The following is a 22,378-nucleotide window of genomic DNA, read 5'->3' as shown; positions in this document are numbered from 1 at the left end:
CGAACACAGCAGTTAAGCCCTAGAACGCCGGAAGTAGTTGGGGGTTGCCCCCTGTGAGATATGGAAGTCGCTTAGCTCGAGGGAGTTTAGCTCAGCTGGGAGAGCATCTGCCTTACAAGCAGAGGGTCAGCGGTTCGATCCCGTTAACTCCCATATAGGTCCCGTAGTGTAGCGGTTATCACGTCGCCCTGTCACGGCGAAGATCGCGGGTTCGATTCCCGTCGGGACCGTTTAAGATAACGGAAGTTATTTTAGACTCGTTAGCTCAGTTGGTAGAGCAATTGACTTTTAATCAATGGGTCACTGGTTCGAGCCCAGTACGGGTCATATTTGCGGGTTTGGCGGAATTGGCAGACGCACCAGATTTAGGATCTGGCGCTTAACGGCGTGGGGGTTCAAGTCCCTTAACCCGCATAATAGAAAGCAGCCGGCTTAGCTCAGTTGGTAGAGCATCTGATTTGTAATCAGAGGGTCGCGTGTTCAAGTCATGTAGCCGGCATTTTTTTATATAGAATAAGAGGTCGATGCGAACGTAGTTCAGTGGTAGAACACCACCTTGCCAAGGTGGGGGTCGCGGGTTCGAATCCCGTCGTTCGCTTAGAGAGGCCGGGGTGGCGGAACTGGCAGACGCACAGGACTTAAAATCCTGCGATTGGTAACGATCGTACCGGTTCGATTCCGGTCCTCGGCATATAATGATGAGCACCCTTAGCTCAACTGGATAGAGTACCTGACTACGAATCAGGCGGTTAGAGGTTCGACTCCTCTAGGGTGCATTTTTTTATTTAACGCGGGAAGTAGCTCAGCTTGGTAGAGTACTTGGTTTGGGACCAAGGTGTCGCAGGTTCGAATCCTGTCTTCCCGATTCATGGCGGTGTAGCTCAGCTGGCTAGAGCGTCCGGTTCATACCCGGGAGGTCGGGGGTTCGATCCCCTTCGCCGCTATATTGATCTTGTTGGACCTTTAGCTCAGCTGGTTAGAGCTCTCGGCTCATAACCGAGTGGTCGTAGGTTCAAGTCCTACAAGGTCCATTGATAATAATGGAGGATTACCCAAGTCCGGCTGAAGGGAACGGTCTTGAAAACCGTCAGGCGTGTAAAAGCGTGCGTGGGTTCGAATCCCACATCCTCCTTTCATATTAACGCGGGATGGAGCAGCTCGGTAGCTCGTCGGGCTCATAACCCGAAGGTCGTAGGTTCAAATCCTGCTCCCGCAATTTGGCTCGGTAGCTCAGTTGGTAGAGCAATGGATTGAAGCTCCATGTGTCGGCGGTTCGATTCCGTCTCGCGCCATACTTTATTTTCTATGCGGGTGTAGTTTAGTGGTAAAACTACAGCCTTCCAAGCTGTTGTCGCGAGTTCGATTCTCGTCACCCGCTTTGAACTTTGTTCAAATACCAAGTTTTTTAACTTGGGCGCGTAGCTCAGGTGGTTAGAGCGCACGCCTGATAAGCGTGAGGTCGGTGGTTCGAGTCCACTCGTGCCCATTAATAGGAGAATTACTCAAGAGGCTGAAGAGGACGGTTTGCTAAATCGTTAGGTCGGGTAACTGGCGCGGGGGTTCGAATCCCCCATTCTCCGTAGATTAAGATTGTTAACTTTTTTTTATTGCCTTTGTAAGATAGGTTTACCCCCTCTTAGTTTATAAGAGGGGGATTTTTAATAGCTCTTTGTCAACTGTAGTGGGTTGAAGTCAGCTAAAATCGAGAAGGGACAAATTTCGTCCTTTCTTTTTTGATATTCAGAGCGATAAAAATCCGTTTTTTGAAGTTTTCAAAGTTCCGAAAACCAAAGGCATTACGCTTGATAAGTTTAATAAGATTATTCGTTGCTTCCAATTTGGCGTTGGAATAGTGTAACTGAAGGGCATTGACGATTTTCTTTTTGTCCTTTAGAAAGGTTTTAAAGATAGTCTGAAAAAGGAGATGAATCTGCTTTAGATTGTCTTCAATGAGACCAAAGAATTTCTCCGGTTTCTTATTCTGAAAGTGAAAAAGCAGGAGCTGATAGAGATGATAGTGGTGTTTCAAGCCTTCGGAATAGCTCAAAATTTTGTCTAGGATTTCTTTATTGGTTAAGTGCATACGAAAAGTAGGGCGATAAAATCTCTTATCACTGAGTTTACGACTATCCTGTTGGATGAGTTTCCAGTAGCGCTTGATGGTTCTATATTCATGAGATTTTCGGTCAAAGTAATTCATGATTTGCACACGAACACGACTCATAGCACGGCTTAGATGTTGTACAATGTGGAAACGATCAAGGACAATTTTAGCAGAAGAAAAGAGTTTCTTAGCGATATCGTAGTAGGGGCTAAACATATCCATTGTAATGACTTTCACTCCATTTCGGACCTGTCTGGAATACCTCAGAAAGTGATTGCGAACAGTCACTTGAGTCCGTCCGTCTAAGATAGCTAGGATCCTATTTGAATTAGAATCTTGTGCAATGAAGCTCAGCGATGATTTCCTTTTGGGGGGTCCATATTGATAATATCTACAATCTTGGTATTAGGATTTTTAATGTCTAGTAGGTTTGTGATAAAATGTAATTGTTCCATAAGATTTTTTCTAATGATGATTTGGCCGCTTTTCATTATAGATCTCTGGGGACTTTTTTTCTACAACAAAAGAGGCCTCATAATCTCCATAGTGGTTTTGCTCATTACAGAATTATAAAGATCTATTATCTATGCTGTTTCAGTAACTTTCATACTAGAAAAAATCATAAATAGACTAGACTTAGTGGTATACTAGAGTTAGGGACTTTAAGTGGCTGGGGGATAATTGAGATGAAAAATGGAGTAAAATTTTATAGTATTTTTTATAGATTTATACTATTTATCTTTGTAGTATTTCTAACTGTGATTTCAATGATCTTAGATGCAAAAAAAGCGCAAATTCGTTTTTTTAACCTATCCTTGATTATCGGGCAAGAGGAGTTGAGGATTGTTACAGTTGTAGTTTTGCTCCTCACTTTTCTTCTATCCTTCTTGTTTAAATGGAAATGTTCAATTCATAAAAAAGGGATTTATCTAAGAAAAATTGATTTATTTGTAGCTTGGGATGAGATTAGAGGTCTTAGCCATGTCTGGATCAATGAATATCATCGTGGACCTCATGGTTTCCTGTTCTATAATCGTAAGACGCTGGTTATTTATAGAGAAAATTATCAACCGATTTGCCTTTATAATATTTCATTATTGGCCTTATATGTGGCTAAATATTATCATCCAAAATTGAAAACCAATATAGTCTTAGCAACGTTGGCAAGTCTCTTCAATATGGCTTTAAATGCATGCTTCTTGTACGAGATGTTTAGTAAAAATTTGGTGAATATAAAAGCTGAAGTCTTTATGTTTTGGCTGCTTTTATATGCTGTTAAAGTTTTTGCGTTGCCATTGATTATGCTTGAATATGAGAATCATTGCTATGGAGCTTCTTTGGTACATAGCACGGCATATAAAAAGAATGCCTCAAAAGTTATCCACCTGTAAATTGTTGATAGGAAGCTAGCTATTTATATATCTGTTACTTTCTACATTCAAACAGCACTATATGCTTGCTAGATGAGATTCTAGACATCATATAGTGCTGTTTGTTAAGTCCAGCTAGTGAGTGAGATTTCACCACTATTGAGCCAGATTTCTGTCTGGTCATCAAGCTGGATAAGGAGTTGTCCTTTGTCGGAGATGTCCTTGGCGACTCCTTTTTTTTCAGTCTGATCCTGGATAAAACTGACCTCTCTTCCTAGAACAAGAGAGTGTTCTTTATAAAGATAGAGTAGTTCTTCGGGTGCTGTTTGGTAGAAACAACGCCAAATTTCTGAGATTAGTTCGTTTCGTGTGATAGGAGCTGGTGGTGTAAAGAGACTTCCAGCTTTTTCTTTTATCTCTTTGGGAAAATCGCTGATGGCAAAGTTGATTCCAACGCCGATAATGACATCTGTAACCACCCCTGTCTCAACTGATGTCATTGCTTCGGTGAGGATACCTGCCATCTTTTTATTTTTAAAGTAGATGTCATTTACCCATTTGATATCTACTTCTATCATAGTTAGGTTTTTAATGGCTTTGTAGACTGCAGCAGCTACAAGGAGAGTATAGGAAGGGAGTTTTTCATAGGGAAGATTGGGTTGAATATGCAGGGACATATAGATTCCGCCCTGAGATGGAGAATAGTAGGGGCGCTGAAAGCGGCCACGACCTGCTGTTTGACAGGTTGAAAGATAGAGTGTATTTCCTTTGTTTCCAGCTTCAATTCCTCCTTTTGCATCTGTTTGGGTTGATTTGGTCTCAGGTTTGTAGTGAACGATTAAGTTGGCTTTCTCTTGAATCAAATCAGGTAATATCAGATCGCCTTGAATAAGCTTGTAGCCTCTATTTTTGATACTGTCAATTTCTAGGCCTTCTTGTTGAAGACGTTGGATCGCTTTCCATATAGATGTACGGCTTAAATTCAGTTCTTCTCCGATTTTTTCTCCGCTAACATAGTCGTTTTCTCTAGCTAATATTTGGTAGACTAGTTGGTGTGATTTCATTGTTTTTCCTTTCTAGCTAAGAGGGAGTGAGAGTATTCTTTTCGAGTTTGACTAGGTGTTTTATGAAAAAACTGCTTGTAGGCTTTTGAGAAATGTAGTGGATCTGAAAAACCCACAGAATATGCAATGACTTTGATCGTTTCATTGGTGTGTTCTAGTAACTGTTGAGCGCGCTTCATTCGAACGAAAAGTAAATATTCTTTTGGAGAGAGTTGGTGAAATTCTTTAAACACACTAGTTAAGTAGCTTCTATGAACCGATAGCTCTTTTGCTAAATCTTGAATGGTGAGCGATTGTGGATAGTGACTATCAATTAATCGTTTGCAGTCAAGATAGAGTTGGTGGGTTGATGAAATATTCTCTTTTTTCTGATTGGGAGCAATCGTTCCTAGATGAAACATTAGTTCATGGAGTTGTCCCATGATATGGAGTTGAGCCAATTCATTAGATTTTGTAATCTGAGCGAAGCGGACAATATCTGAGATGAGTTTTGCAGTTGTCTGTGTATGACAGTTATTTGACTGGATGAGGTAGGATTTGTCAGAAATTTGAGATAGAGCAAAGTAGTCAGGTGCTCTCCCTCCAGTGATCCCCAACCAGTAGTAGGCCCAAGGATCCTGGCTATCTGCTTGATAGAATGTTAATTCATCTGGTTTTAGTAAAAAGAAATCTCCTGCCTTTAAATCAACAATTTTCCCCTTATAATGGAATTGACCTTTTCCTTTAGTAATATAATGTAGTACATAGGTATCTCGAATAGCTGGGCCAAAAGAGTAGTTAGGCGTGCATTCTTCATAGCCGTAAAAGCTAAGAGAAAGATCAATTGTTCCAGTCTGGTATTCTGAAAAAACGAGCATGGGCCACCTCCTACCTAACATTTTACCATACTTTAGAGACATTTTTCTATTTTAGAAAGCGCTTTTATTTGCTAAAATTTTATCAAGAAATGGATGAGGTACAATTTATGGGAATTCGGATAGAGAATAATCTATTTTACGTTGAGAGTAAAGGTTTAAGTTTGATTATTGAAAATAGGGATGGGTTCTTATTATTAAAACATTTAGGAAAGACTATTAAGAACTATAGAGGGGCTAATAGTGTTTACGAACGCGATCATGCTTTTTCAGGTAATCCAACAGCTAATAATCGCACCTTTAGTTTGGATACGCAACGTCAAATTTTTGGACAACATGGTTTAGGTGATTTCAGAAGACCAACTTTACAGGTTCAGCATGATGCAACTGAAGTAACAGACTTTCGATTTGTAGAAGCAAAGATTTTAAAAGGTCAGAATGGTCCACAGGGATTACCTTCTCCTCACAGCATGGATGATACAGAGACGCTTGTCTTGATTTTAAAAGATCCTCAAGCTAAACTTAGTCTGACTTTGTATTATACAGCTTTTGATAATGATGCGACAATTGCTAGCTACAGTAAATTGGAAAATAATAGTAATCAGGAAGTTATCATCCACAAGGACTTTTCTTTTATGGCTGATTTTCCCGCTACGGCTTGCGAAATTGTAACTCTGCAGGGTGCTTATGCTCGTGAAAAGACTGTTCGACGTCAACAGGTAAAACAAGGAATCTTTTCGATTAGTTCGAACCGTGGAGCTTCTGGGCATGCTCAAACACCAGCTCTTCTACTATGTGATCAAGGAGCCACAGAGGATAATGGGAATGTGTTTGCTATTCAACTACTGTATAGTGGAAACTTCGAAGCTTTTGTTCAAAAGAATCAACTGAATGAAGTTCGGGTGGCTATTGGCATTAACCCGGAAAACTTTTCTTGGAAGTTAAATCCTGAGGAAAACTTTGAAACACCGGTAGCTTTAGTGACCTATTCAGATAAGGGATTAACTGGTATTAGCCATGAAAGCCAAAATTTTGTGCTTAAGCACATTATGCCAAGTCAGTTTTCTAAAAAAGAACGTCCAATTCTTATCAATAACTGGGAAGCAACCTACTTTGACTTTCAGAGAGAAAAACTGTTAGAACTAGCTGATGAAGCTAAGAAGGTTGGAATTGAACTTTTTGTATTAGATGATGGGTGGTTTGGCAATCGCTTTGATGATAATCGTGCATTAGGTGATTGGAGTGTTAATGAGAAAAAACTGGGTGGAAGCCTAGAAAGTTTGATTTCTGCTATCCATGAAAGAGGTTTGCAGTTTGGTCTTTGGTTAGAACCTGAGATGATTTCTGTTGATAGCGACTTGTATCGCAAACATCCTGACTGGGCCATTCAGGTTCCAGGATATGAGTATACTTACTCTCGGAATCAATTAGTACTTAATCTTGCCAATCCTCAGGTAGTAGAATATCTGAAAAATGTTTTAGATGAACTCCTCTCTCATCATAAGATTGACTACATCAAATGGGATATGAACCGCAATATCACTAACCTAGGAAATGGCTTAACTTATCTAGAGACACAGATGCAATCTCATCAGTACATACTGGGGCTTTACGAACTTGTTTCTTATCTGACAGAGAAACACAGTCATATTCTCTTTGAGTCCTGCTCTGGTGGTGGTGGACGAAATGATCTTGGTATGATGCGCTATTTCCCACAAGTCTGGGCTAGTGATAATACTGATGCCATAGCACGTTTACCTATACAGTATGGATCATCCTATCTCTATCCAACCATTTCTATGGGAGCTCATGTGTCAGCAGTACCGAATCATCAGATGGGACGCATTACACCATTAGAAACTCGTGGTCATGTAGCAATGATGGGAAATCTGGGTTATGAGCTTGATTTGACAAGTCTGACTGAGAAAGAAAAAGAAGAAATTAGAACTCAGGTGAACTTGTATAAAGAATTACGGCCAGTAGTCCAGTTAGGACGTCAGTATAGGTTAATCAATCCCGATACTACATCCAATGAAGCAGCTGTACAATTTAACTATGAAAATCAAACGATAGTAACTTACGTCCGAGTCCTATCAGTTGTGGAAACAATGGAAACCACCTTGAAACTAAAAGACTTAGAGGAGGAAGGGCTTTATAAGTTGGAAGGAACAAACATTGTTTACTCGGGTGCAGAGCTCATGTATGCAGGTTTAACTGTTACCTTATCCCAAGGAGATTTTTTGAGTAGACAATATATTTTTAGAAGACTATAATAAAGGTGTAAATTTATAAAGGAGGCATTCCAATGAAATGGTATAAGAAAGCAAGTGTTCTTTTAGTAGCTGGGGCTAGTTTATTAGGCTTAGTGGCTTGTGGTCAGAATAATCAATCAACTGATGGAAAGGTAACGATTGAGTTTTTTAACCAGAAGACCGAGATGGCAGATACCTTGCAAAGGATAGTGGATGATTTTGAGAAGGAACACCCTAATATTGATGTGAAGCTGACTACAGTACCTTCAGCTGGAATTGTTCTGAAGACTCGGATTTTATCAGGAGATGTTCCAGATATTATTAATATCTATCCTCAAAATATGGATTTTCAGGAGTGGGCGAAGGCAGGCTATTTTGCAGATATGACAGGAAAACCCTATCTTGAGAACATCAAGAATGACTATGCCGAAAAGTATGCAATCAATAACAAAATTTATAGTGTGCCTTTAACGGCTAACCTCTATGGAATCTATTACAATAAAACAAAATTTAAAGAATTAGGACTTGAGGAACCGAAGACTTTTAAAGAGTTTCAAGAGATTGTTAAAAAGATAAAAGATAGTGGGAATTCTCCGTTCGCAGTTGCAGGCAATGAAGGCTGGACATTAAATGGTTACCACCAACTTTCTCTCATTACTATTACAGGTAGTGGAGATGCGGCTAATAACTACCTTCGCTTTTCAAAACCAAACGCTATCTCTGCAGATGATGCTATTTTAAAAGCCGATGCAGAACGACTCGATTTATTGGCAGATAATGCTCAAGATGGTTGGCGTGGAGCCTCTTATAATGATGCAGTGGTAGCATTTTCGAGTGAAACAGCTTTGATGATGCCACAAGGATCATGGGCATTAGCGGCAATTAATCAACAGGATCCCAAATTTGAGGTGGGGATGTTTGCCTTCCCAGGAGAAGAAGTAGGAAAAGAAGTTACTGTTGGTGCAGGGGACATGGCATTATCAACTTCAGCTACTACCAAACATCCGAAAGAAACCGAAGAATTTATCAGCTATATGACTAGTCCAAAAGCTATGCAGTCATACTATGATGTAGATGGATCACCAGTTGCGGTGAAAGGCATACAGGAAAAAGAAGATTCAGCGCTTGCAGCTATTTCTAAACTGGCTTTTACGGACAAGCATTATGTTTGGTTGGGCCAACGCTGGAACTCTGAAGAAGACTTTTTTAATCTAAGTGCAGGTTACCTGATGGATAAAAATCTGAAAAATATGGCAAACAATCTCAATGCTTTCTTTAATCCAATGAAGGCAGATTTGGACTAGAATAGGAGTTAAGATGATATGGCTATTCGAAAATTTTTAAATAAATACTGGGGTTGGACATTTTTGCTTATCCCGCTTGCTTTACAAGCTATCTTCTTTTACTTTCCAATGGTACAAGGCGCTTTCTATAGTTTGACTAACTGGACTGGATTGACCTATAATTATAAATTTGTTGGTTTAAATAACTACAAATTGCTGATGATTGATGGTAAATTCTTCACAGCCATAGCCTTTACTTTGATTTTAACTCTGGCATTGATTGTTGGTGAGATTACAATTGGGATGGTTGTGGCACGAGCCTTAAATTCGAAGATGAAGGGGCAGACCTTCTTTAGAGCTTGGTTCTTTTTCCCGGCTGTTTTGTCTGGTTTGACAGTTTCCTTGATTTTTAAACAATTTTTCAACTATGGTCTTCCAACGATTGGAAAAATTTTAGGAATTAGCTTTTTACAAGAGAGTCTATTGGGGACACCAGTCGGAGCGGTAGTGGCAACTATTTTTGTTCTTCTATGGCAGGGAGTAGCAATGCCAATCATTCTCTTTCTTGCTGGTCTTCAGAGTATTCCATCTGATATTTTAGAGGCTGCATCAATTGATGGTGCAACAAGTAAACAAACCTTTTGGAAGATTGAATTGCCATATTTATTGCCAACGATTTCTATGGTTTTTATTCTGGCTCTTAAGTCCGGTTTGACAGCCTTTGACCAGATTTTTGCCTTGACGAGTGGTGGTCCAAATAATGCTACAACGTCTCTTGGACTTTTAGTCTACAATTATGCCTTCAAGAGTAATCAATATGGATATGCGAATGCAATTGCCTTGATTTTATTCTTAATTATTGGAATTGTTTCTCTTATCCAAATCAAGCTCTCAAAGAAATTTGAAATCTAATAGAGGAGTCCTACACATGAAAAAAGAAGAAAAATTGAATCAGTTTTGGAAATATGTCCTCTTGATAGTAGGTGGTATTCTCATACTTGTTCCTTTGTTGGTAACGGTTTTTAGTTCCTTCAAGACAACCAAGGATATCATGAATCATTTCTTTAGTTTGCCCAATCCTTTTACCTTAAGTAATTATGAACGATTGATTTCGGATGGAATTGGAGGCTATTTCTGGAATTCAGCAGTTATTACGGTGTTATCATTGATTGTAGTAGCTTTCTTTATACCAGCTGCAGCTTATTCCATTGCTCGAAATATGTCCAAGAAAAAAGCCTTTGCAATTATGTATTCGCTCTTAATCTTAGGGATATTTGTTCCATTTCAGGTGATTATGATTCCCATCACAGTTATGATGAGTAAACTCGGCCTAGCAAATATGTGGGGGCTAGTAATACTCTACCTAACTTATGCTATTCCACAGACTCTCTTCTTGTATGTTGGTTATATAAAAATCAGTGTACCAGATAGTTTGGATGAAGCTGCGGAAATTGATGGGGCTGATCGTTTTACAACTTATCGTCGAATCATTTTTCCAATGTTGAAACCCATGCATGCGACAACTTTGATTATCAATGCTCTCTGGTTCTGGAATGACTTTATGTTGCCACTCTTGATTCTGAATAAGGATTCCAAGATGTGGACTTTGCCTCTCTTCCAGTACAACTACCAAGGTCAGTACTTTAATGACTATGGCCCAAGTTTTGCATCTTATATTGTTGGAATTGTAACGATAACCATTGTCTACCTCATCTTCCAAAAACATATCATTTCAGGAATGAGTAATGGGGCAGTGAAGTAAGAAAGTGCTTAGGGAATGTATAATTCCATACATAGACGAACGGTTCAGCTTGTTGACAATTCTATGTAGAAAACAAGAAAGTCGTACTTAGTTGCTTGTAGTTTAGTACGAGTTCAATGTGAACAAAAATCTAAAAATATCTTTCATTTACGAAGCCAGGTCATATAAGACTTGGCTTTCATCAGAAAAAGGAGACCATCTATGACCATTCAAAATAAAACTATGTTGATTACTTACTCAGATAGTCTTGGAAATAACCTTAAAGACTTGTATGAGAATTTGGAAGAACATTTTGGTGATGCTATTGGTGGAGTTCACCTTCTACCATTTTTCCCATCAACAGGAGATCGTGGATTTGCACCGGTTGACTATGACGAAGTGGATCCAGCGTTTGGTGATTGGGAGGATGTTAAGCGTTTAGGTGAGAAATATTATCTTATGTTTGACTTTATGATTAACCATATTTCTCGTCAATCTAAGTATTATAAGGACTATCAAGAAAAACATGAAGCCAGTGAATTTAAAGATCTCTTTTTAAACTGGGATAAGTTTTGGCCAGAAAACCGTCCGACACAAGCTGATGTAGATTTAATTTACAAGCGTAAGGATCGTGCACCAAAGCAAGAGATTGTTTTTGCAGATGGTTCAGTAGAACATTTGTGGAATACCTTTGGTGAGGAGCAGATTGATCTTGATGTGACCAAAGAAGTAACGATGGCATTTATCCGTAAGACCATTCAACATCTAGCAAGTAACGAGTGTGATTTGATTCGTCTAGACGCCTTTGCTTATGCAGTGAAGAAGTTAGATACCAATGATTTCTTTGTGGAACCAGATATTTGGAGTTTATTGGACAAAGTTCGAGATATCGCAGCTGAGTATGGGACAGAGCTCTTACCTGAGATTCATGAACACTATTCGATTCAGTTTAAAATAGCGGACCATGATTACTATGTTTACGATTTTGCCCTTCCAATGGTGACCCTTTATACTCTTTACAGTTCCAGAACAGAGCGCTTGGCTAAGTGGTTAAAGATGAGCCCGATGAAGCAATTTACGACACTAGATACTCATGATGGGATTGGAGTGGTGGATGTCAAAGATATCCTGACCGATGAGGAAATTGACTATGCTTCAAATGAGCTCTATAAGGTTGGAGCGAATGTCAAACGTAAGTACTCTAGTGCAGAGTATAACAATCTAGATATCTACCAAATCAATTCAACCTACTATTCTGCGCTTGGAGATGATGATGTCAAGTACTTCCTCGCTCGTCTGATTCAAGCTTTTGCTCCAGGCATTCCTCAGGTTTACTATGTGGGTCTATTAGCAGGAAAAAATGACTTGAAATTGTTAGAAGAAACCAAAGAAGGTCGAAATATTAATCGTCATTACTATAGCAACGAGGAAATAGCAGAAGAAGTTCAACGTCCTGTGGTAAGGTCTCTTCTCAATCTATTTTCTTTCCGTAATCAATCAGAGGCCTTTGAACTAGAAGGGACTATTGAGATAGAAACACCAACAGCTCACAGCATTGTAATCAAACGTCAAAATAAAGACAAGTCCGTAACAGCAGTAGCAGAAATTGATTTGCAAAGTCAGACCTATCAAGTATTGGAAAACGGCAGAAAAATTCAGTTCTAGTGCTATATTAATGAAAGAGTTTTTTTGTGGCGAAAACGTGTTCATTGTTCCCAAATGACGGAAAAAATGGTAGAATATAAAGATAGTTTAGCATTTATCTTCTGGAGAAATCCAGAACAGAAAGGATCCGTTTTGAAATCAATTGGATTACTGGATAAGATAAGAGGGCTTTCGAAAAAAGATTTCTTTTTGTATTTGATGATCATAAGTATCTTTTTACCTTTTTATTTGTTCTTAGCGCTCTTTGCTTTATATTTGATAGGTTTACTTGTTACTGGGGAGATGAAGGGAATTATCAAAGGATTAATCAAACATCCTGTACTTCTCTTTTTTATTGCCTATAGTAGTATCATCTCTATCGTCGCCAAGAACTGGCTTGGATTGGTTGCATCTTTACTGATGTTTCTCTTCCTCATTTTCTTTAGCTTCTACCAGAAACGTCTGACGCATGCTTTCTTTCGACTGATTCTGCAGACAATCTTGTTTGGTAGTGTGCTCTCTGCGGCTTTTGCTACTTTGGAGCATTTTCAAATTGTAAAGAAATTTAACTACGCCTTTCTTTCGCCCAATATGCAAGTATGGCACCAGAACCGTGCAGAGGTCACCTTCTTTAATCCTAACTACTATGGGATTATCTGTTGCTTCTGTATCATGATAGCTTTTTATCTCTTTACAACGACGAAGTTAAGATGGTTAAAAATCTTTTGTGTGCTAGCAGGTTTTGTGAATCTATTTGGTTTGAATTTTACGCAAAATAGAACGGCCTTTCCTGCCATCATTGCTGGTGCAATCATTTATCTTTTTACAACCATTAAAAACTGGCGCGCCTTCTGGCTCAGTATTGGAGTTTTTGGGATTGGCCTTTGTTTCCTCTTCTCAAGCGATTTGGGTGTCCGTATGGGAACGCTAGATTCTTCAATGGAGGAGCGTGTTTCAATCTGGAATGCGGGTATGACTTTGTTTAAACAAAATCCGATCTGGGGTGAGGGTCCACTGACCTATATGAATTCCTATCCGAGAATTCATGCACCTTACCACGAACACGCGCATAGTCTTTACATTGATACTATCTTAAGTTATGGTTTGATTGGAACCATTCTTCTATCCATTTCATCGGTTATCCCGGTTCACATGATGATGGATATGAGTCAGGAGTCTGGCAAACGACCAATTATCGGTCTTTATCTCTCCTTCCTGACAGTTGTTGCTGTACATGGAATTTTTGACTTGGCTCTCTTCTGGATTCAGTCAGGATTCATCTTCTTGCTGGTTATGTGCAGTCTACCACTGGAACATCGAACCTTGGTTTCCGAAATGACAGATTAAGTTAATAAATAGTGAAGATCTTCTACTTTAGGTAGGAGGTCTTTTTTGTTGGTAGAAATTATTTCTAAGTCGAAATAATTGACAGATGGAATGATAAGTATTACAATGAAATATAATTCTATATAGAAATAAATTGGAGAGGTCATGAAAGATAGTCATTTAGTAGCCCACCATATTCGTTTATTGAATGGGCGGCTATTTCAAAAGTTATTAAGTCAGGATTCTGAGGCTCTTTATCGAAGTGAGCAGGGCAAGATTCTCACTGTTTTATGGAATAGTGAAACTGGATGTGCAACTGCGACAGATATTGCGCTGGCGACTGGTCTCACCAACAATACGCTCACAACCATGATAAAGAAACTTGAGGAGCAAAACCTGGTTACCATCAGTCCATGTGGAATAGACAAGAGAAAGAAGTATGTCGTTTTGACTGAACTTGGTTCGTCCCAGAAAGAAGTTGGCTATCGTGTTAGTCAAAAGTTGGATGCAATTTTTTATAAAGGATTCACTGAGGAAGAAATTCGTCAGTTTGAAGCCTTTCAAGAAAGAATTTTGGCTAATCTGAAAGAGGAGGAAAATGGGGTTTAGAATGGGGTAAATTAGTTATTAAAAGTTTGGTAACTTGACCAATCAAGGGAAGTTTTAAATAGAGGACAAAGAATGATTGAATACAAGAATGTAGCGCTACGCTACACAGAAAAAGATGTTTTGAGAGATGTTAATTTACGGATTGAGAACGGGGAATTCATGGTTTTAGTTGGACCTTCAGGGTCTGGTAAGACGACCATGATCAAGATGATTAACCGTCTTTTGGAACCGACTGATGGAAATATTTATATGGATGGCAAGCGCATCAAAGACTATGATGAGCGGGAACTGCGTCTTTCTACTGGTTATGTTTTACAGGCCATTGCTCTGTTTCCCAATCTAACGGTTGCAGAAAATATCGCCCTCATCCCGGAGATGAAGGGCTGGACTAAGGAAGAAATAGCGACGAAAACAGAAGAGCTTTTAGCTAAGGTTGGTTTACCAGTCGCTGACTATGGTCATCGTCTTCCTAGTGAATTATCTGGTGGGGAGCAGCAACGGGTCGGTATTGTTCGTGCCATGATTGGTCAGCCTAAGATTCTCCTCATGGATGAACCTTTTTCAGCCTTGGATGCTATTTCGAGAAAACAGTTGCAGGTTCTGACGAAAGAATTGCATAAAGAGTTTGGGATGACAACGATTTTTGTGACCCATGATACGGATGAAGCTCTGAAATTGGCGGACCGTATTGCTGTCTTGCAGGATGGAGAGATTCGTCAGGTGGCGAATCCTGAGACGATTTTAAAGGCTCCTGCAACGGACTTTGTAGCAGACTTGTTTGGAGGTAGTGTTCATGACTAATTTGATATCAACTTTTCAGGATCGTTTTGGTGATTGGGTAACAGCTCTATCTCAACATTTGCAGTTGTCACTTTTGACCTTATTACTAGCTATTTTTATTGCTATTCCCTTGGCTGTTTATCTTCGCTATCATGAGAAGTTGGCGGACTGGGTCTTGCAGATTGCAGGAATTTTCCAGACTATCCCGTCTCTGGCCTTGTTGGGACTTTTTATCCCCTTGATGGGAATTGGAACCTTGCCTGCTTTGACAGCACTAGTGATTTATGCGATTTTCCCGATTTTACAGAATACTATCACCGGGCTGAAGGGAATTGATCCGAGTCTGCAGGAGGCTGGGATTGCCTTTGGGATGACCAGATGGGAGCGTCTCAAGAAATTTGAAATTCCACTTGCCATGCCTGTTATCATGTCTGGGATTCGGACGGCAGCGGTCTTAATTATCGGTACAGCAACCTTGGCGGCCTTGATTGGGGCAGGGGGGCTGGGTTCCTTTATCCTTTTGGGAATTGACCGTAATAATGCCAGTCTGATTTTGATTGGGGCAATTTCTTCTGCAGTGCTAGCCATTGCCTTTAATTTCCTACTAAAAGTGATGGAAAAGGCAAAATTGCGGACGATTTTTTCTGGTTTTGCCTTGGTGACAATATTGCTTGGTTTGTCTTATAGTCCAGCCCTCTTAGCTCAAAAAGAGAAAGAAAACTTGGTTATTGCTGGGAAATTGGGTCCAGAACCAGAAATTTTGGCTAATATGTATAAGTTGCTGATTGAAGAGAATACCAGTATGACTGCGACTGTTAAACCGAATTTTGGGAAAACAAGCTTCCTCTATGAAGCTCTGAAAAAAGGGGATATTGATATCTATCCTGAATTTACTGGTACGGTGACTGAAAGTTTACTTCAGCCATCACCTAAAGTAGGTCATGAGCCAGATCAGGTTTATCAAGTGGCGCGTGATGGCATTGCCAAACAGGATCATCTGGCTTATCTCAAACCTATGTCTTATCAAAATACCTACGCTGTAGCTGTTCCGAAAAAGATTGCTCAAGAATATGGCTTGAAGACCATTTCGGACTTGAAAAAAGTGGAAGGGCAGTTGAAGGCAGGCTTTACACTTGAGTTTAATGACCGTGAAGATGGAAATAAAGGCTTGCAGTCAATGTATGGTCTCAATCTCAATGTGGCGACCATGGAGCCAGCCCTTCGCTATCAGGCAATTCAGTCAGGTGATATTCAAATAACGGATGCCTATTCGACCGATGCAGAGTTGGCGCGTTATGATTTGCAGGTCTTGGAGGATGACAAACAACTCTTCCCACCTTATCAAGGGGCTCCACTAATGAAAGAAGCTCTTCTCAAGAAACATCCTGAGTTGGAGACGGTTCTCAATAAATTAGCTGGTAAAATTACTGAAAGCCAGATGAGCCAGCTCAACTACCAAGTCGGTGTTGAAGGCAAGTCAGCAGAACAAGTAGCCAAGGAGTTTCTACAAGAACAAGGTTTGTTGAAGAAATGATGGGGCAGAGACTTTAAACATACTGAACTCAACTCCCTTAAACAACTAGATAAAAGAATGCTCAGACAATTTCGTCTGGGCTTTTTGGGTGTCAGAATTAATGATTTTCATTTTTAAATGGAAAATAAGAGGAAATTTTTAGGATTTTCTAAAATTTTACTGTAAACACACTTGACTATTCAGAAATTAGGTGTATAATGTGTTGTGAACTACTTAACAAATAAAGATTTCCAGCTCATGTCGACTAAGGATGGAAATCTTGTGTATAGACAGTTCAGTAGATATATAATAGAGCGTTGCGTCCGAAAGTCTATCCAGACACGGCTCTTTAAAAACAAAAGGAGAAGATTATGAAAACAGAACCGATTCATCGTACCAGTATGTGGAAATTTAAGTTAAGTGCTGCCACCATGACTTTGATTCCCGCTGCCGTGGGGATTAACTATGTTGCCAAAGCATTGGCGGAGGGGTTAAAGTTGCCCGTTTGGCTGGGGTCTTTGGGAACCTTTCTTACCAGCATGTTGGCTGGGCCGGTTGCCGGTGCCATTAGTGGTTTCATCAACAACGTGATCTATGGGCTGACCTTATCGCCAATTTCAACCGTGTATGCGATTACCAGCATCGGAATTGGGATTGCTGTCGGAGTTTTGCACGCCAATGGGTGGTTCTCGTCAGCGCGACGAGTATTTGTTTCTGCTATTATTATTGCCATCGTTTCAGCTGTCATTTCAACGCCGCTCAATGTCATCTTTTGGGGTGGTCAGACCGGTATCGCTTGGGGTGACTCATTGTTTGCGGTAATGGTCGCCAATCATGCACCAGTGTGGCTGGCCTCATTTACCGATGAGTTTGTCTTGGATATTTTGGATAAAGTCTGCGTGGCCTACCTGGCATTCTTCATCTATCGTCAGCTGCCGAAGCGGATGGTGCACTTCTTTAGCGATGATAAATGATGACTGATAAAACATTGATTTCTGGAGCGCCACGGGTCAAGCTCAAGTGGTACCAGGTGATCGATCCGATTACTAAGCTCTTGTTCATCTTGGACATGACGTTGTTGAGCTTTGCCAGTATGAATTTATTGCTTCAGGCCGGATTAATTCTTGTCGCAACACTGCTATTGTTATTTTCCAAATTGAGTTCTACCACCTTTAAGGCGCTGGGATTCAGCCTGTTTCTGATTTGCACCATGCTGATCATCCAAGGGTTATTTTACAGTCGGAATCAAACTGTGCTGTTTTCTGTGCTTGGGGTGTCGTTCTACAAAGAAGGCCTGATTTACGCCACCACTCTGGGTTGTCGAGTATTGGTGATTATTTTGACCAGTGGCTTTTTTATGGTGACCACGAGTATTTCAGAAAACGCGGCCTATTTGGAACTGTCCGGATTGTCTTATAAAACCGTCTACGTTCTGATGTCGGTGTGTTATATTTTGCCGGAAATGATGCGCAATATGCGGAAAATCCAGCAGGCACAAAAAGTTCGCGGAACCAATCCGCAAAAAACGTTGATTCAGAAATTAAAGTCAGTCCTGCCGGTTCTAATTCCATTGGTGATTAAGACCTTGGATCAATCGATGACGCGGTCGATTTCTCTCCAACTGAGAGGTTTTGATAATCTCAACCGGACTGTCAGAACCTCCCAGCGCGTGTATCGCCTGTCGCGGACGCTGCACATTGGTCTGACTGGATTGGCAATTTTATTGATTGGGTGGAAGATATGGACGAAGATAAACGGATTGTAATTGAAAATTTGACCACCCGTTATCCGGGTACTGAGCAACCACAACTGCGTCAGATTAACGCGGAGGTTCATACCGGCCAGGTGGTTGGGATTATCGGGAATAGCCACTCCGGCAAATCGACTTTGTGCCGTGTGCTGGCAGGGGTCATTCCCAAAATTGTGTCTGCTGAGATTGAGGGCGATTGGCACATGTTTGGCCAGCGAGTGTCCGACAATTGGCCCGTTTATAATGCCATGAATGGAGTTGTACTGCAAAATCCAGCTGGCCAACTAAGCGGGTTGGCAGACACGGTTGCCGATGAAATCGCCTTTGACTTGATTAATCAGGGAATGGCTGAAGGACTGATTCAAAAACGGGTTGAAGAAGTTGCCACGCAAATGGGGCTGATTGAACAGCTGAATTTGCGTCCCGAGAGCCTTTCCGGTGGTCAGATCCAGCGGTTGGCAATTGCCACGGCGATTGTGGCTAATCCGGCTGTTTTGATTATGGATGATCCGACCAGTGAGATGGATCCCCTTGGCCGCCGGCAATTTTTCCAATGGCTGGCCCAAGTCAAAGAGACGACTGTCTTCATTGTCACCAGTGAAATTGACGATTTGTGCGAAGTCGCCGACGTTGTGTGGGTGCTGCACGAGGGTCAAATGGTAGCCCAGGGCAGGCCGGGTGAGGTGTTTAATCATTTGGCAGCTGACTGGCAGATTCCAGCCCCGACAATCCAGCAACTTGCTCAAAAAATGGATTGGCACTTGGCTGATGGCCGGTATCCGGTGAATTACGCTGATCTGAAGGAGGTTCGTTATGTCCACAATTGAACTGAGCCACCTGACGTTCACTTATCCGGAACGGTCCTTTAGCTTGGATGTTGAAGACAAACACTTCGCCGATCCGATGGTGGCGATTGTCGGCCAAAATGGTGCCGGCAAATCAACGCTCTTCAAATTGTTGACGGGCTTGCTGACACCACAAACCGGTGTGATTAAGATCGATGGAGAAAATTTTAATGATCTTAAACCAGTCGAAAAGTTACTGAAGGTTGGGATTACTTTTCAGAATCCTGACGATCAGCTTTTCAACCCGACCGTTCAACGAGAGGTGGAGTGGAATGTCGCGCAGGTCATGGATGACCACGACACGATTACGAGGCGGGCTTTAGCGGCTCTAAAAATAGTTGGCTTGGATGATAAAACAGCTGAAAGTCCATATGACCTGTCATTGTCGGAACGCAAGCTGTTGAGCGTTGCCACAGTTTTGGCAGTGGATCCGGCGATTTATTTATTTGATGAGCCGATGATGTCGCTTGATTGGGAAAGCCGGCGCAAGTTGACCGCAATTTTCCATCAGTTGGCTGATTCGGGCCACCAAGTTGTGACCATCACCCATGACATGGATTGGGTCGCCGCCGAGTTTGAGTCGGTGTATGTTATGGAACACGGGAAGTTTGGCTTCGCCGGCAGTCCACGGGAATTGTTCAGCAATCACGAACTTGTCCAGCGAGTGGGATTACTACCACCGCGGATTATGGACATAGCGGAGTCGCTGGGTGATTCACAGACATATTTATCGGTTAATGATTATTGCCAGCAAAATCGAGATGTATAGAAAAAGTCACCTCTGCGGGTTTTCCAGGTTGAAGGATTAACTTCAGCTTCTGGCAAGAACTCACATGGGTGACTTTTGTGTTTAATAACGTTTCATGATCATCGGGTGCTTCCTCAGATCACTCGGTTTGATTTTACTTTGTTTCATGGTCATAATCATATACCATTTCTTTTGGATTTTTTGTTTGACTAATACAAAATAGGTCTTCATAGGTCTTCGCATTTTTAGCGCCCATTAGGATCATCAGTATAATTTTCTGAATTAGGAGACTGTCCCATCACTATTCGAACTTCGTCTCCCAACTTACGCTGTTCCCATTCATCCGTGAATCCTTTAAATCGCAATTCTGGAACTTTCTTTTTAACTGAATCATCTATTTTCGCCATAGTCCCCACCATTTTATTGGTTTTTCTTGTTCTTCTATCCTTTTTTGATCTTTGATTTGTTCCTGCAAATTTTCCAACTTCTCTTTAAGAGCGTTCACTTCATCTTTATATTGATTGTCTAAGTGTTTGAATTCTGTTTCCTGTGAGGGCATTTTGAGGGCTTTTAAGTTATCATTTTCCGCCTTGTATTCTTCTAGCAACTTTTTATCTTGCAAGGCTAATCGTTGTTACTGGTCTAACAAATTAGTTAGTTTTTCTATTTGTTGGTCTTTGCTACTTATTTGTTGGTCTTTGGTATTTGATTTGCTGCTACTTTCTACTTTACCTAAAATTATTTTTTCTGCTTTAGAATTTATTAGATTAGACCCATTGGAACTTTTAAGCTGTAATTCTTTTGGTAACCTTTGGTAGTGATATTGAATATTTTGTTTTGTAACACTCAACTCATCCGCCAGCTCTTTGATCGTTTTTAAGTCTTCACTCATGGTTTAAGTCCTGCCTTTTAACCGTTGGTAGATATTGTTCAATGGCTTTTTTGAGGTAGCGTGCGATATTATGCTTAGAATATTCTTCACGTCTGCTGGCAACATAAGACAAGTGGTCTTTGACACTATTTAGCCCTCTTAATTCTTTCAGTTCGTCATAGAGGGGGTAAACATGGACTTGCAATCCTGCCATGATTTTTGTATCTTGCATTTCAAACGGACTTAGCAACATATTTTCTAGCAATAGCGTGGTGTACTTGCTTTTCATTGCTTCAATAGCTAGCTTATCTTCGGTTTCTGCTTTGCGTGCTTTATCTTCTTGATAGGCGGTATCTTCTAACTTATAGCTGTTATCGTCTGCTCGACGTTTCTTTCGTAACCAGATATCCAATGTTAAACCGTCCGCATCAATCGCTCGATAGAGATAATGCCAACGCCCCTTAATTTTGATATAGGTTTCATCCATTTTCCACGAATAGAAGGACTGTTTATTTTTCTTTTTCCAGAGATGATAGAGGATTTTACTGTATTCTTGAACCCACCGATAAATCGTAGTGTGGCAAACATTTATTCCACGGTCATAAAGCAATTCCTGAACTTCACGATAGCTCAGATTGTAACGTAGGTAATAACCAACAGCGACAATGATGACGTCTTGTTGGAATTGTTTGCCTTTAAAATGATTCATCTCTCAAGCCTTACTAACCTTTTTTCTGCTCTTTGAGAAGCTGAAGGTCGTGCTAGTAACTACCTATTTGGTTTGATTAATTCCATCATTTATCTGGTGCTTGCCCTTCAAAAAGGCTTCTATGGTGAGGTTTTAACAACTCTCTATTTTACAATTATGCAGCCAATTGGTCTCTTGGTTTGGATTTATCAAGCCCAGTTTAAGAAAGAACAACAAGAGTTTGTCGCACGTAAACTAGACGGCAAGGGTTGGACCAAGTATCTTTCTATTAGTGTTCTTTGGTGGTTGGCCTTTGGGTTTATTTATCAGTCTATCGGAGCTAATCGTCCCTATCGTGATTCTATCACTGATGCGACCAATGGTGTAGGGCAAATCCTCATGACAGCTGTTTACCGTGAACAGTGGATATTCTGGGCAGCTACCAATGTCTTTTCAATCTATCTCTGGTGGGGAGAAAGCCTGCAAATCCAAGGGAAATACCTGATTTACTTGATCAATAGTCTAGTTGGTTGGTATCAGTGGAGCAAGGCCGCAAAAAGCGCTTAAAAAATAAAAAAGGATCAGAAGATCCTTTTTTGTGTTAGAGCAAAATGAGTAACACGGTAATAACGATAGCGCTCGTTATACGAATGATGTGGTGCGATATATGTTGACTTTCTTGCTGTTGCCCATTCCAGTAAGCACCGTAGCAGATGATGCTAGAGCCCACTATCCATAAGATGACCGTTGCAAGCGGGACAAAGAAAAAGATAGCAAGAGCTAGTGAGGTGAGACAGCTTCCCACCAAGATACACATATTTCCCCGACAGTAGTTTTTTTCTTTCATGGCTGCGAAAGCAGCTGCGAGATGGAGAAGTGAAAAACCGAGAGCTAGTACAATTGTCAGTATTCCTAGGATAATAGAAGTTAACATGG

At 40.6% G+C, this 22,378-nt stretch carries 20 protein-coding genes, 17 tRNA genes and 4 pseudogenes; 32 read left to right on the top strand and 9 right to left on the bottom strand.

Annotation, left to right across the window (positions count from 1 at the left end; all coding sequences use genetic code 11):
- Window positions 1–80: 80 nt before the first annotated feature.
- The 17 genes from M1F56_RS05850 to M1F56_RS05770 all read left to right on the top strand — a co-directional run bounded on the left by M1F56_RS05850 (window position 81) and on the right by M1F56_RS05770 (window position 1,580).
- Window positions 81–153 (top strand) — tRNA-Val (locus M1F56_RS05850).
- Between the two features lie 4 nt (window positions 154–157).
- A tRNA-Asp gene (locus M1F56_RS05845) sits at window positions 158–230 on the top strand.
- Window positions 231–254: 24 nt separating this feature from the next.
- A tRNA-Lys gene (locus M1F56_RS05840) sits at window positions 255–327 on the top strand.
- Window positions 328–332: 5 nt separating this feature from the next.
- Window positions 333–414, top strand: a tRNA-Leu gene (locus tag M1F56_RS05835).
- 12 nt (window positions 415–426) lie between these two features.
- A tRNA-Thr gene (locus M1F56_RS05830) sits at window positions 427–499 on the top strand.
- Window positions 500–526: 27 nt separating this feature from the next.
- A tRNA-Gly gene (locus M1F56_RS05825) sits at window positions 527–598 on the top strand.
- 7 nt (window positions 599–605) lie between these two features.
- Window positions 606–691: transfer RNA gene (locus M1F56_RS05820), tRNA-Leu, on the top strand.
- An 11-nt stretch (window positions 692–702) separates the two neighbouring features.
- A tRNA-Arg gene (locus tag M1F56_RS05815) sits at window positions 703–776 on the top strand.
- 15 nt (window positions 777–791) lie between these two features.
- Window positions 792–865, top strand: a tRNA-Pro gene (locus M1F56_RS05810).
- Between the two features lie 5 nt (window positions 866–870).
- Window positions 871–944: transfer RNA gene (locus tag M1F56_RS05805), tRNA-Met, on the top strand.
- A gap of 13 nt (window positions 945–957) precedes the next feature.
- Window positions 958–1,031, top strand: a tRNA-Ile gene (locus M1F56_RS05800).
- An 11-nt stretch (window positions 1,032–1,042) separates the two neighbouring features.
- A tRNA-Ser gene (locus M1F56_RS05795) sits at window positions 1,043–1,132 on the top strand.
- A gap of 10 nt (window positions 1,133–1,142) precedes the next feature.
- Window positions 1,143–1,216: transfer RNA gene (locus tag M1F56_RS05790), tRNA-Met, on the top strand.
- A 3-nt stretch (window positions 1,217–1,219) separates the two neighbouring features.
- Window positions 1,220–1,292: transfer RNA gene (locus M1F56_RS05785), tRNA-Phe, on the top strand.
- A 15-nt stretch (window positions 1,293–1,307) separates the two neighbouring features.
- Window positions 1,308–1,378: transfer RNA gene (locus M1F56_RS05780), tRNA-Gly, on the top strand.
- Window positions 1,379–1,412: 34 nt separating this feature from the next.
- Window positions 1,413–1,486, top strand: a tRNA-Ile gene (locus M1F56_RS05775).
- 6 nt (window positions 1,487–1,492) lie between these two features.
- Window positions 1,493–1,580 (top strand) — tRNA-Ser (locus M1F56_RS05770).
- 116 nt (window positions 1,581–1,696) lie between these two features.
- Here the strand turns inward: M1F56_RS05770 and M1F56_RS05765 are convergent.
- Window positions 1,697–2,467, bottom strand: a pseudogene (locus M1F56_RS05765) (ISL3 family transposase); the annotation flags it as partial.
- A gap of 323 nt (window positions 2,468–2,790) precedes the next feature.
- Here M1F56_RS05765 and M1F56_RS05760 point away from each other — a divergent pair.
- Window positions 2,791–3,495 (top strand): hypothetical protein, encoded by a 705-nt coding sequence (locus M1F56_RS05760; RefSeq protein WP_247917139.1) that lies wholly within the window; start codon window positions 2,791–2,793, stop codon window positions 3,493–3,495.
- Window positions 3,496–3,599: 104 nt separating this feature from the next.
- Here the strand turns inward: M1F56_RS05760 and birA are convergent, their stop codons facing one another.
- The gene (birA, locus tag M1F56_RS05755; RefSeq protein WP_247917138.1) at window positions 3,600–4,538 is read right to left on the bottom strand and encodes a bifunctional biotin--[acetyl-CoA-carboxylase] ligase/biotin operon repressor BirA; all 939 of its coding nucleotides are present in this window, start codon (window positions 4,536–4,538) and stop codon (window positions 3,600–3,602) included.
- Window positions 4,535–5,395: an AraC family transcriptional regulator gene (locus tag M1F56_RS05750; RefSeq protein WP_247917137.1), complete on the bottom strand. Its 861-nt coding sequence runs from the start codon at window positions 5,393–5,395 to the stop codon at window positions 4,535–4,537. Before M1F56_RS05750 ends, birA begins: the two co-directional genes overlap by 4 nt.
- A gap of 107 nt (window positions 5,396–5,502) precedes the next feature.
- Between M1F56_RS05750 and M1F56_RS05745 the strand changes: the two genes are divergently transcribed.
- From M1F56_RS05745 to M1F56_RS05685, 13 genes are all read left to right on the top strand, one after another.
- A complete protein-coding gene (locus M1F56_RS05745; RefSeq protein WP_247917136.1) occupies window positions 5,503–7,665 on the top strand; it encodes an alpha-galactosidase in 2,163 nt (720 codons plus the stop codon).
- A gap of 32 nt (window positions 7,666–7,697) precedes the next feature.
- Window positions 7,698–8,948 (top strand): extracellular solute-binding protein, encoded by a 1,251-nt coding sequence (locus M1F56_RS05740; RefSeq protein WP_247917135.1) that lies wholly within the window; start codon window positions 7,698–7,700, stop codon window positions 8,946–8,948.
- 18 nt (window positions 8,949–8,966) lie between these two features.
- Window positions 8,967–9,839: a carbohydrate ABC transporter permease gene (locus M1F56_RS05735; protein WP_001007693.1), complete on the top strand. Its 873-nt coding sequence runs from the start codon at window positions 8,967–8,969 to the stop codon at window positions 9,837–9,839.
- A 16-nt stretch (window positions 9,840–9,855) separates the two neighbouring features.
- Window positions 9,856–10,689 carry a carbohydrate ABC transporter permease gene (locus M1F56_RS05730; RefSeq protein WP_000711271.1) on the top strand — a complete coding sequence of 278 codons (834 nt, stop codon included), beginning with the start codon at window positions 9,856–9,858 and terminating at the stop codon, window positions 10,687–10,689.
- Window positions 10,690–10,890: 201 nt separating this feature from the next.
- Window positions 10,891–12,333 carry a sucrose phosphorylase gene (gene gtfA, locus M1F56_RS05725; protein ID WP_247917134.1) on the top strand — a complete coding sequence of 481 codons (1,443 nt, stop codon included), beginning with the start codon at window positions 10,891–10,893 and terminating at the stop codon, window positions 12,331–12,333.
- A 132-nt stretch (window positions 12,334–12,465) separates the two neighbouring features.
- Window positions 12,466–13,659: an O-antigen ligase family protein gene (locus M1F56_RS05720; RefSeq protein ID WP_033588981.1), complete on the top strand. Its 1,194-nt coding sequence runs from the start codon at window positions 12,466–12,468 to the stop codon at window positions 13,657–13,659.
- Window positions 13,660–13,803: 144 nt separating this feature from the next.
- On the top strand, window positions 13,804–14,247 hold the full coding sequence (locus M1F56_RS05715) for a MarR family transcriptional regulator (RefSeq protein WP_247917133.1): 444 nt from the start codon (window positions 13,804–13,806) through the stop codon (window positions 14,245–14,247).
- Window positions 14,248–14,319: 72 nt separating this feature from the next.
- Complete coding sequence (locus M1F56_RS05710; RefSeq protein ID WP_247917132.1) at window positions 14,320–15,048, top strand: ATP-binding cassette domain-containing protein; 729 nt, start codon at window positions 14,320–14,322, stop codon at window positions 15,046–15,048.
- Window positions 15,041–16,561 carry an ABC transporter permease/substrate-binding protein gene (locus M1F56_RS05705; RefSeq protein ID WP_247917130.1) on the top strand — a complete coding sequence of 507 codons (1,521 nt, stop codon included), beginning with the start codon at window positions 15,041–15,043 and terminating at the stop codon, window positions 16,559–16,561. The genes M1F56_RS05710 and M1F56_RS05705 overlap by 8 nt, the downstream gene beginning before the upstream one ends.
- A 350-nt stretch (window positions 16,562–16,911) precedes the next feature.
- Window positions 16,912–17,514, top strand: coding sequence for a hypothetical protein (locus M1F56_RS05700; protein WP_000846130.1), 603 nt, complete (start codon window positions 16,912–16,914; stop codon window positions 17,512–17,514).
- Complete coding sequence (locus M1F56_RS05695) at window positions 17,514–18,305, top strand: energy-coupling factor transporter transmembrane component T (protein ID WP_000130448.1); 792 nt, start codon at window positions 17,514–17,516, stop codon at window positions 18,303–18,305. The genes M1F56_RS05700 and M1F56_RS05695 overlap by 1 nt, the downstream gene beginning before the upstream one ends.
- Window positions 18,281–19,117 carry an ABC transporter ATP-binding protein gene (locus M1F56_RS05690; RefSeq protein ID WP_000343048.1) on the top strand — a complete coding sequence of 279 codons (837 nt, stop codon included), beginning with the start codon at window positions 18,281–18,283 and terminating at the stop codon, window positions 19,115–19,117. Before M1F56_RS05695 ends, M1F56_RS05690 begins: the two co-directional genes overlap by 25 nt.
- A complete protein-coding gene (locus M1F56_RS05685) occupies window positions 19,104–19,904 on the top strand; it encodes an energy-coupling factor ABC transporter ATP-binding protein (RefSeq protein WP_247917129.1) in 801 nt (266 codons plus the stop codon). Before M1F56_RS05690 ends, M1F56_RS05685 begins: the two co-directional genes overlap by 14 nt.
- A 224-nt stretch (window positions 19,905–20,128) precedes the next feature.
- Here M1F56_RS05685 and M1F56_RS05680 read toward each other — a convergent pair whose 3' ends face one another.
- From M1F56_RS05680 to M1F56_RS09780, 5 genes and pseudogenes are all read right to left on the bottom strand, one after another.
- Window positions 20,129–20,290 carry a hypothetical protein gene (locus M1F56_RS05680; protein ID WP_001062367.1) on the bottom strand — a complete coding sequence of 54 codons (162 nt, stop codon included), beginning with the start codon at window positions 20,288–20,290 and terminating at the stop codon, window positions 20,129–20,131.
- The gene (locus M1F56_RS05675) at window positions 20,278–20,505 is read right to left on the bottom strand and encodes a hypothetical protein (RefSeq protein ID WP_001152920.1); all 228 of its coding nucleotides are present in this window, start codon (window positions 20,503–20,505) and stop codon (window positions 20,278–20,280) included. Before M1F56_RS05675 ends, M1F56_RS05680 begins: the two co-directional genes overlap by 13 nt.
- A gap of 12 nt (window positions 20,506–20,517) precedes the next feature.
- Complete coding sequence (locus tag M1F56_RS05670) at window positions 20,518–20,775, bottom strand: plasmid replication protein (protein ID WP_001287840.1); 258 nt, start codon at window positions 20,773–20,775, stop codon at window positions 20,518–20,520.
- Window positions 20,768–21,088 (bottom strand): annotated as a pseudogene (locus M1F56_RS09785) (DNA replication protein); the annotation flags it as partial. The gene M1F56_RS05670 and the pseudogene M1F56_RS09785, both read right to left, overlap by 8 nt.
- 24 nt (window positions 21,089–21,112) lie before the next feature.
- Window positions 21,113–21,463: pseudogene (locus M1F56_RS09780) on the bottom strand (IS6 family transposase); the annotation flags it as partial.
- A gap of 39 nt (window positions 21,464–21,502) precedes the next feature.
- Here M1F56_RS09780 and pnuC point away from each other — a divergent pair.
- Window positions 21,503–22,009: pseudogene (pnuC, locus tag M1F56_RS05655) on the top strand (nicotinamide riboside transporter PnuC); the annotation flags it as partial.
- 34 nt (window positions 22,010–22,043) lie between these two features.
- On the opposite strand, the gene M1F56_RS05650 reads toward pnuC, so the two are convergent.
- Window positions 22,044–22,376, bottom strand: coding sequence for a glucuronide permease (locus M1F56_RS05650; protein ID WP_247917128.1), 333 nt, complete (start codon window positions 22,374–22,376; stop codon window positions 22,044–22,046).
- Window positions 22,377–22,378: the final 2 nt, after the last annotated feature.

The sequence above is a fragment of the Streptococcus oralis genome (assembly GCF_023109005.1).
Lineage (GTDB): Bacteria > Bacillota > Bacilli > Lactobacillales > Streptococcaceae > Streptococcus > Streptococcus oralis_BU.
Note: the sequence above shows the minus strand (reverse complement) of the source record. Positions and strands in the feature narration are given on the sequence as shown.

Excerpts from the sequence above, each read along its gene's own strand:
- gtfA (WP_247917134.1), top strand. The coding sequence starts at position 10,891 with ATGACCATTCAAAATAAAACTATGTTGATTACTTACTCAGATAGTCTT.
- M1F56_RS05715 (WP_247917133.1), top strand. The coding sequence starts at position 13,804 with ATGAAAGATAGTCATTTAGTAGCCCACCATATTCGTTTATTGAATGGG.
- M1F56_RS05760 (WP_247917139.1), top strand. The coding sequence starts at position 2,791 with ATGAAAAATGGAGTAAAATTTTATAGTATTTTTTATAGATTTATACTA.
- M1F56_RS05735 (WP_001007693.1), top strand. The coding sequence starts at position 8,967 with ATGGCTATTCGAAAATTTTTAAATAAATACTGGGGTTGGACATTTTTG.
- M1F56_RS05680 (WP_001062367.1), bottom strand. The coding sequence starts at position 20,290 with ATGGCGAAAATAGATGATTCAGTTAAAAAGAAAGTTCCAGAATTGCGA.
- M1F56_RS05670 (WP_001287840.1), bottom strand. The coding sequence starts at position 20,775 with ATGAGTGAAGACTTAAAAACGATCAAAGAGCTGGCGGATGAGTTGAGT.
- M1F56_RS05705 (WP_247917130.1), top strand. The coding sequence starts at position 15,041 with ATGACTAATTTGATATCAACTTTTCAGGATCGTTTTGGTGATTGGGTA.
- M1F56_RS05685 (WP_247917129.1), top strand. The coding sequence starts at position 19,104 with ATGTCCACAATTGAACTGAGCCACCTGACGTTCACTTATCCGGAACGG.
- M1F56_RS05745 (WP_247917136.1), top strand. The coding sequence starts at position 5,503 with ATGGGAATTCGGATAGAGAATAATCTATTTTACGTTGAGAGTAAAGGT.
- M1F56_RS05740 (WP_247917135.1), top strand. The coding sequence starts at position 7,698 with ATGAAATGGTATAAGAAAGCAAGTGTTCTTTTAGTAGCTGGGGCTAGT.
- M1F56_RS05700 (WP_000846130.1), top strand. The coding sequence starts at position 16,912 with ATGAAAACAGAACCGATTCATCGTACCAGTATGTGGAAATTTAAGTTA.
- birA (WP_247917138.1), bottom strand. The coding sequence starts at position 4,538 with ATGAAATCACACCAACTAGTCTACCAAATATTAGCTAGAGAAAACGAC.
- M1F56_RS05690 (WP_000343048.1), top strand. The coding sequence starts at position 18,281 with ATGGACGAAGATAAACGGATTGTAATTGAAAATTTGACCACCCGTTAT.
- M1F56_RS05750 (WP_247917137.1), bottom strand. The coding sequence starts at position 5,395 with ATGCTCGTTTTTTCAGAATACCAGACTGGAACAATTGATCTTTCTCTT.
- M1F56_RS05710 (WP_247917132.1), top strand. The coding sequence starts at position 14,320 with ATGATTGAATACAAGAATGTAGCGCTACGCTACACAGAAAAAGATGTT.
- M1F56_RS05730 (WP_000711271.1), top strand. The coding sequence starts at position 9,856 with ATGAAAAAAGAAGAAAAATTGAATCAGTTTTGGAAATATGTCCTCTTG.
- M1F56_RS05650 (WP_247917128.1), bottom strand. The coding sequence starts at position 22,376 with ATGTTAACTTCTATTATCCTAGGAATACTGACAATTGTACTAGCTCTC.
- M1F56_RS05695 (WP_000130448.1), top strand. The coding sequence starts at position 17,514 with ATGACTGATAAAACATTGATTTCTGGAGCGCCACGGGTCAAGCTCAAG.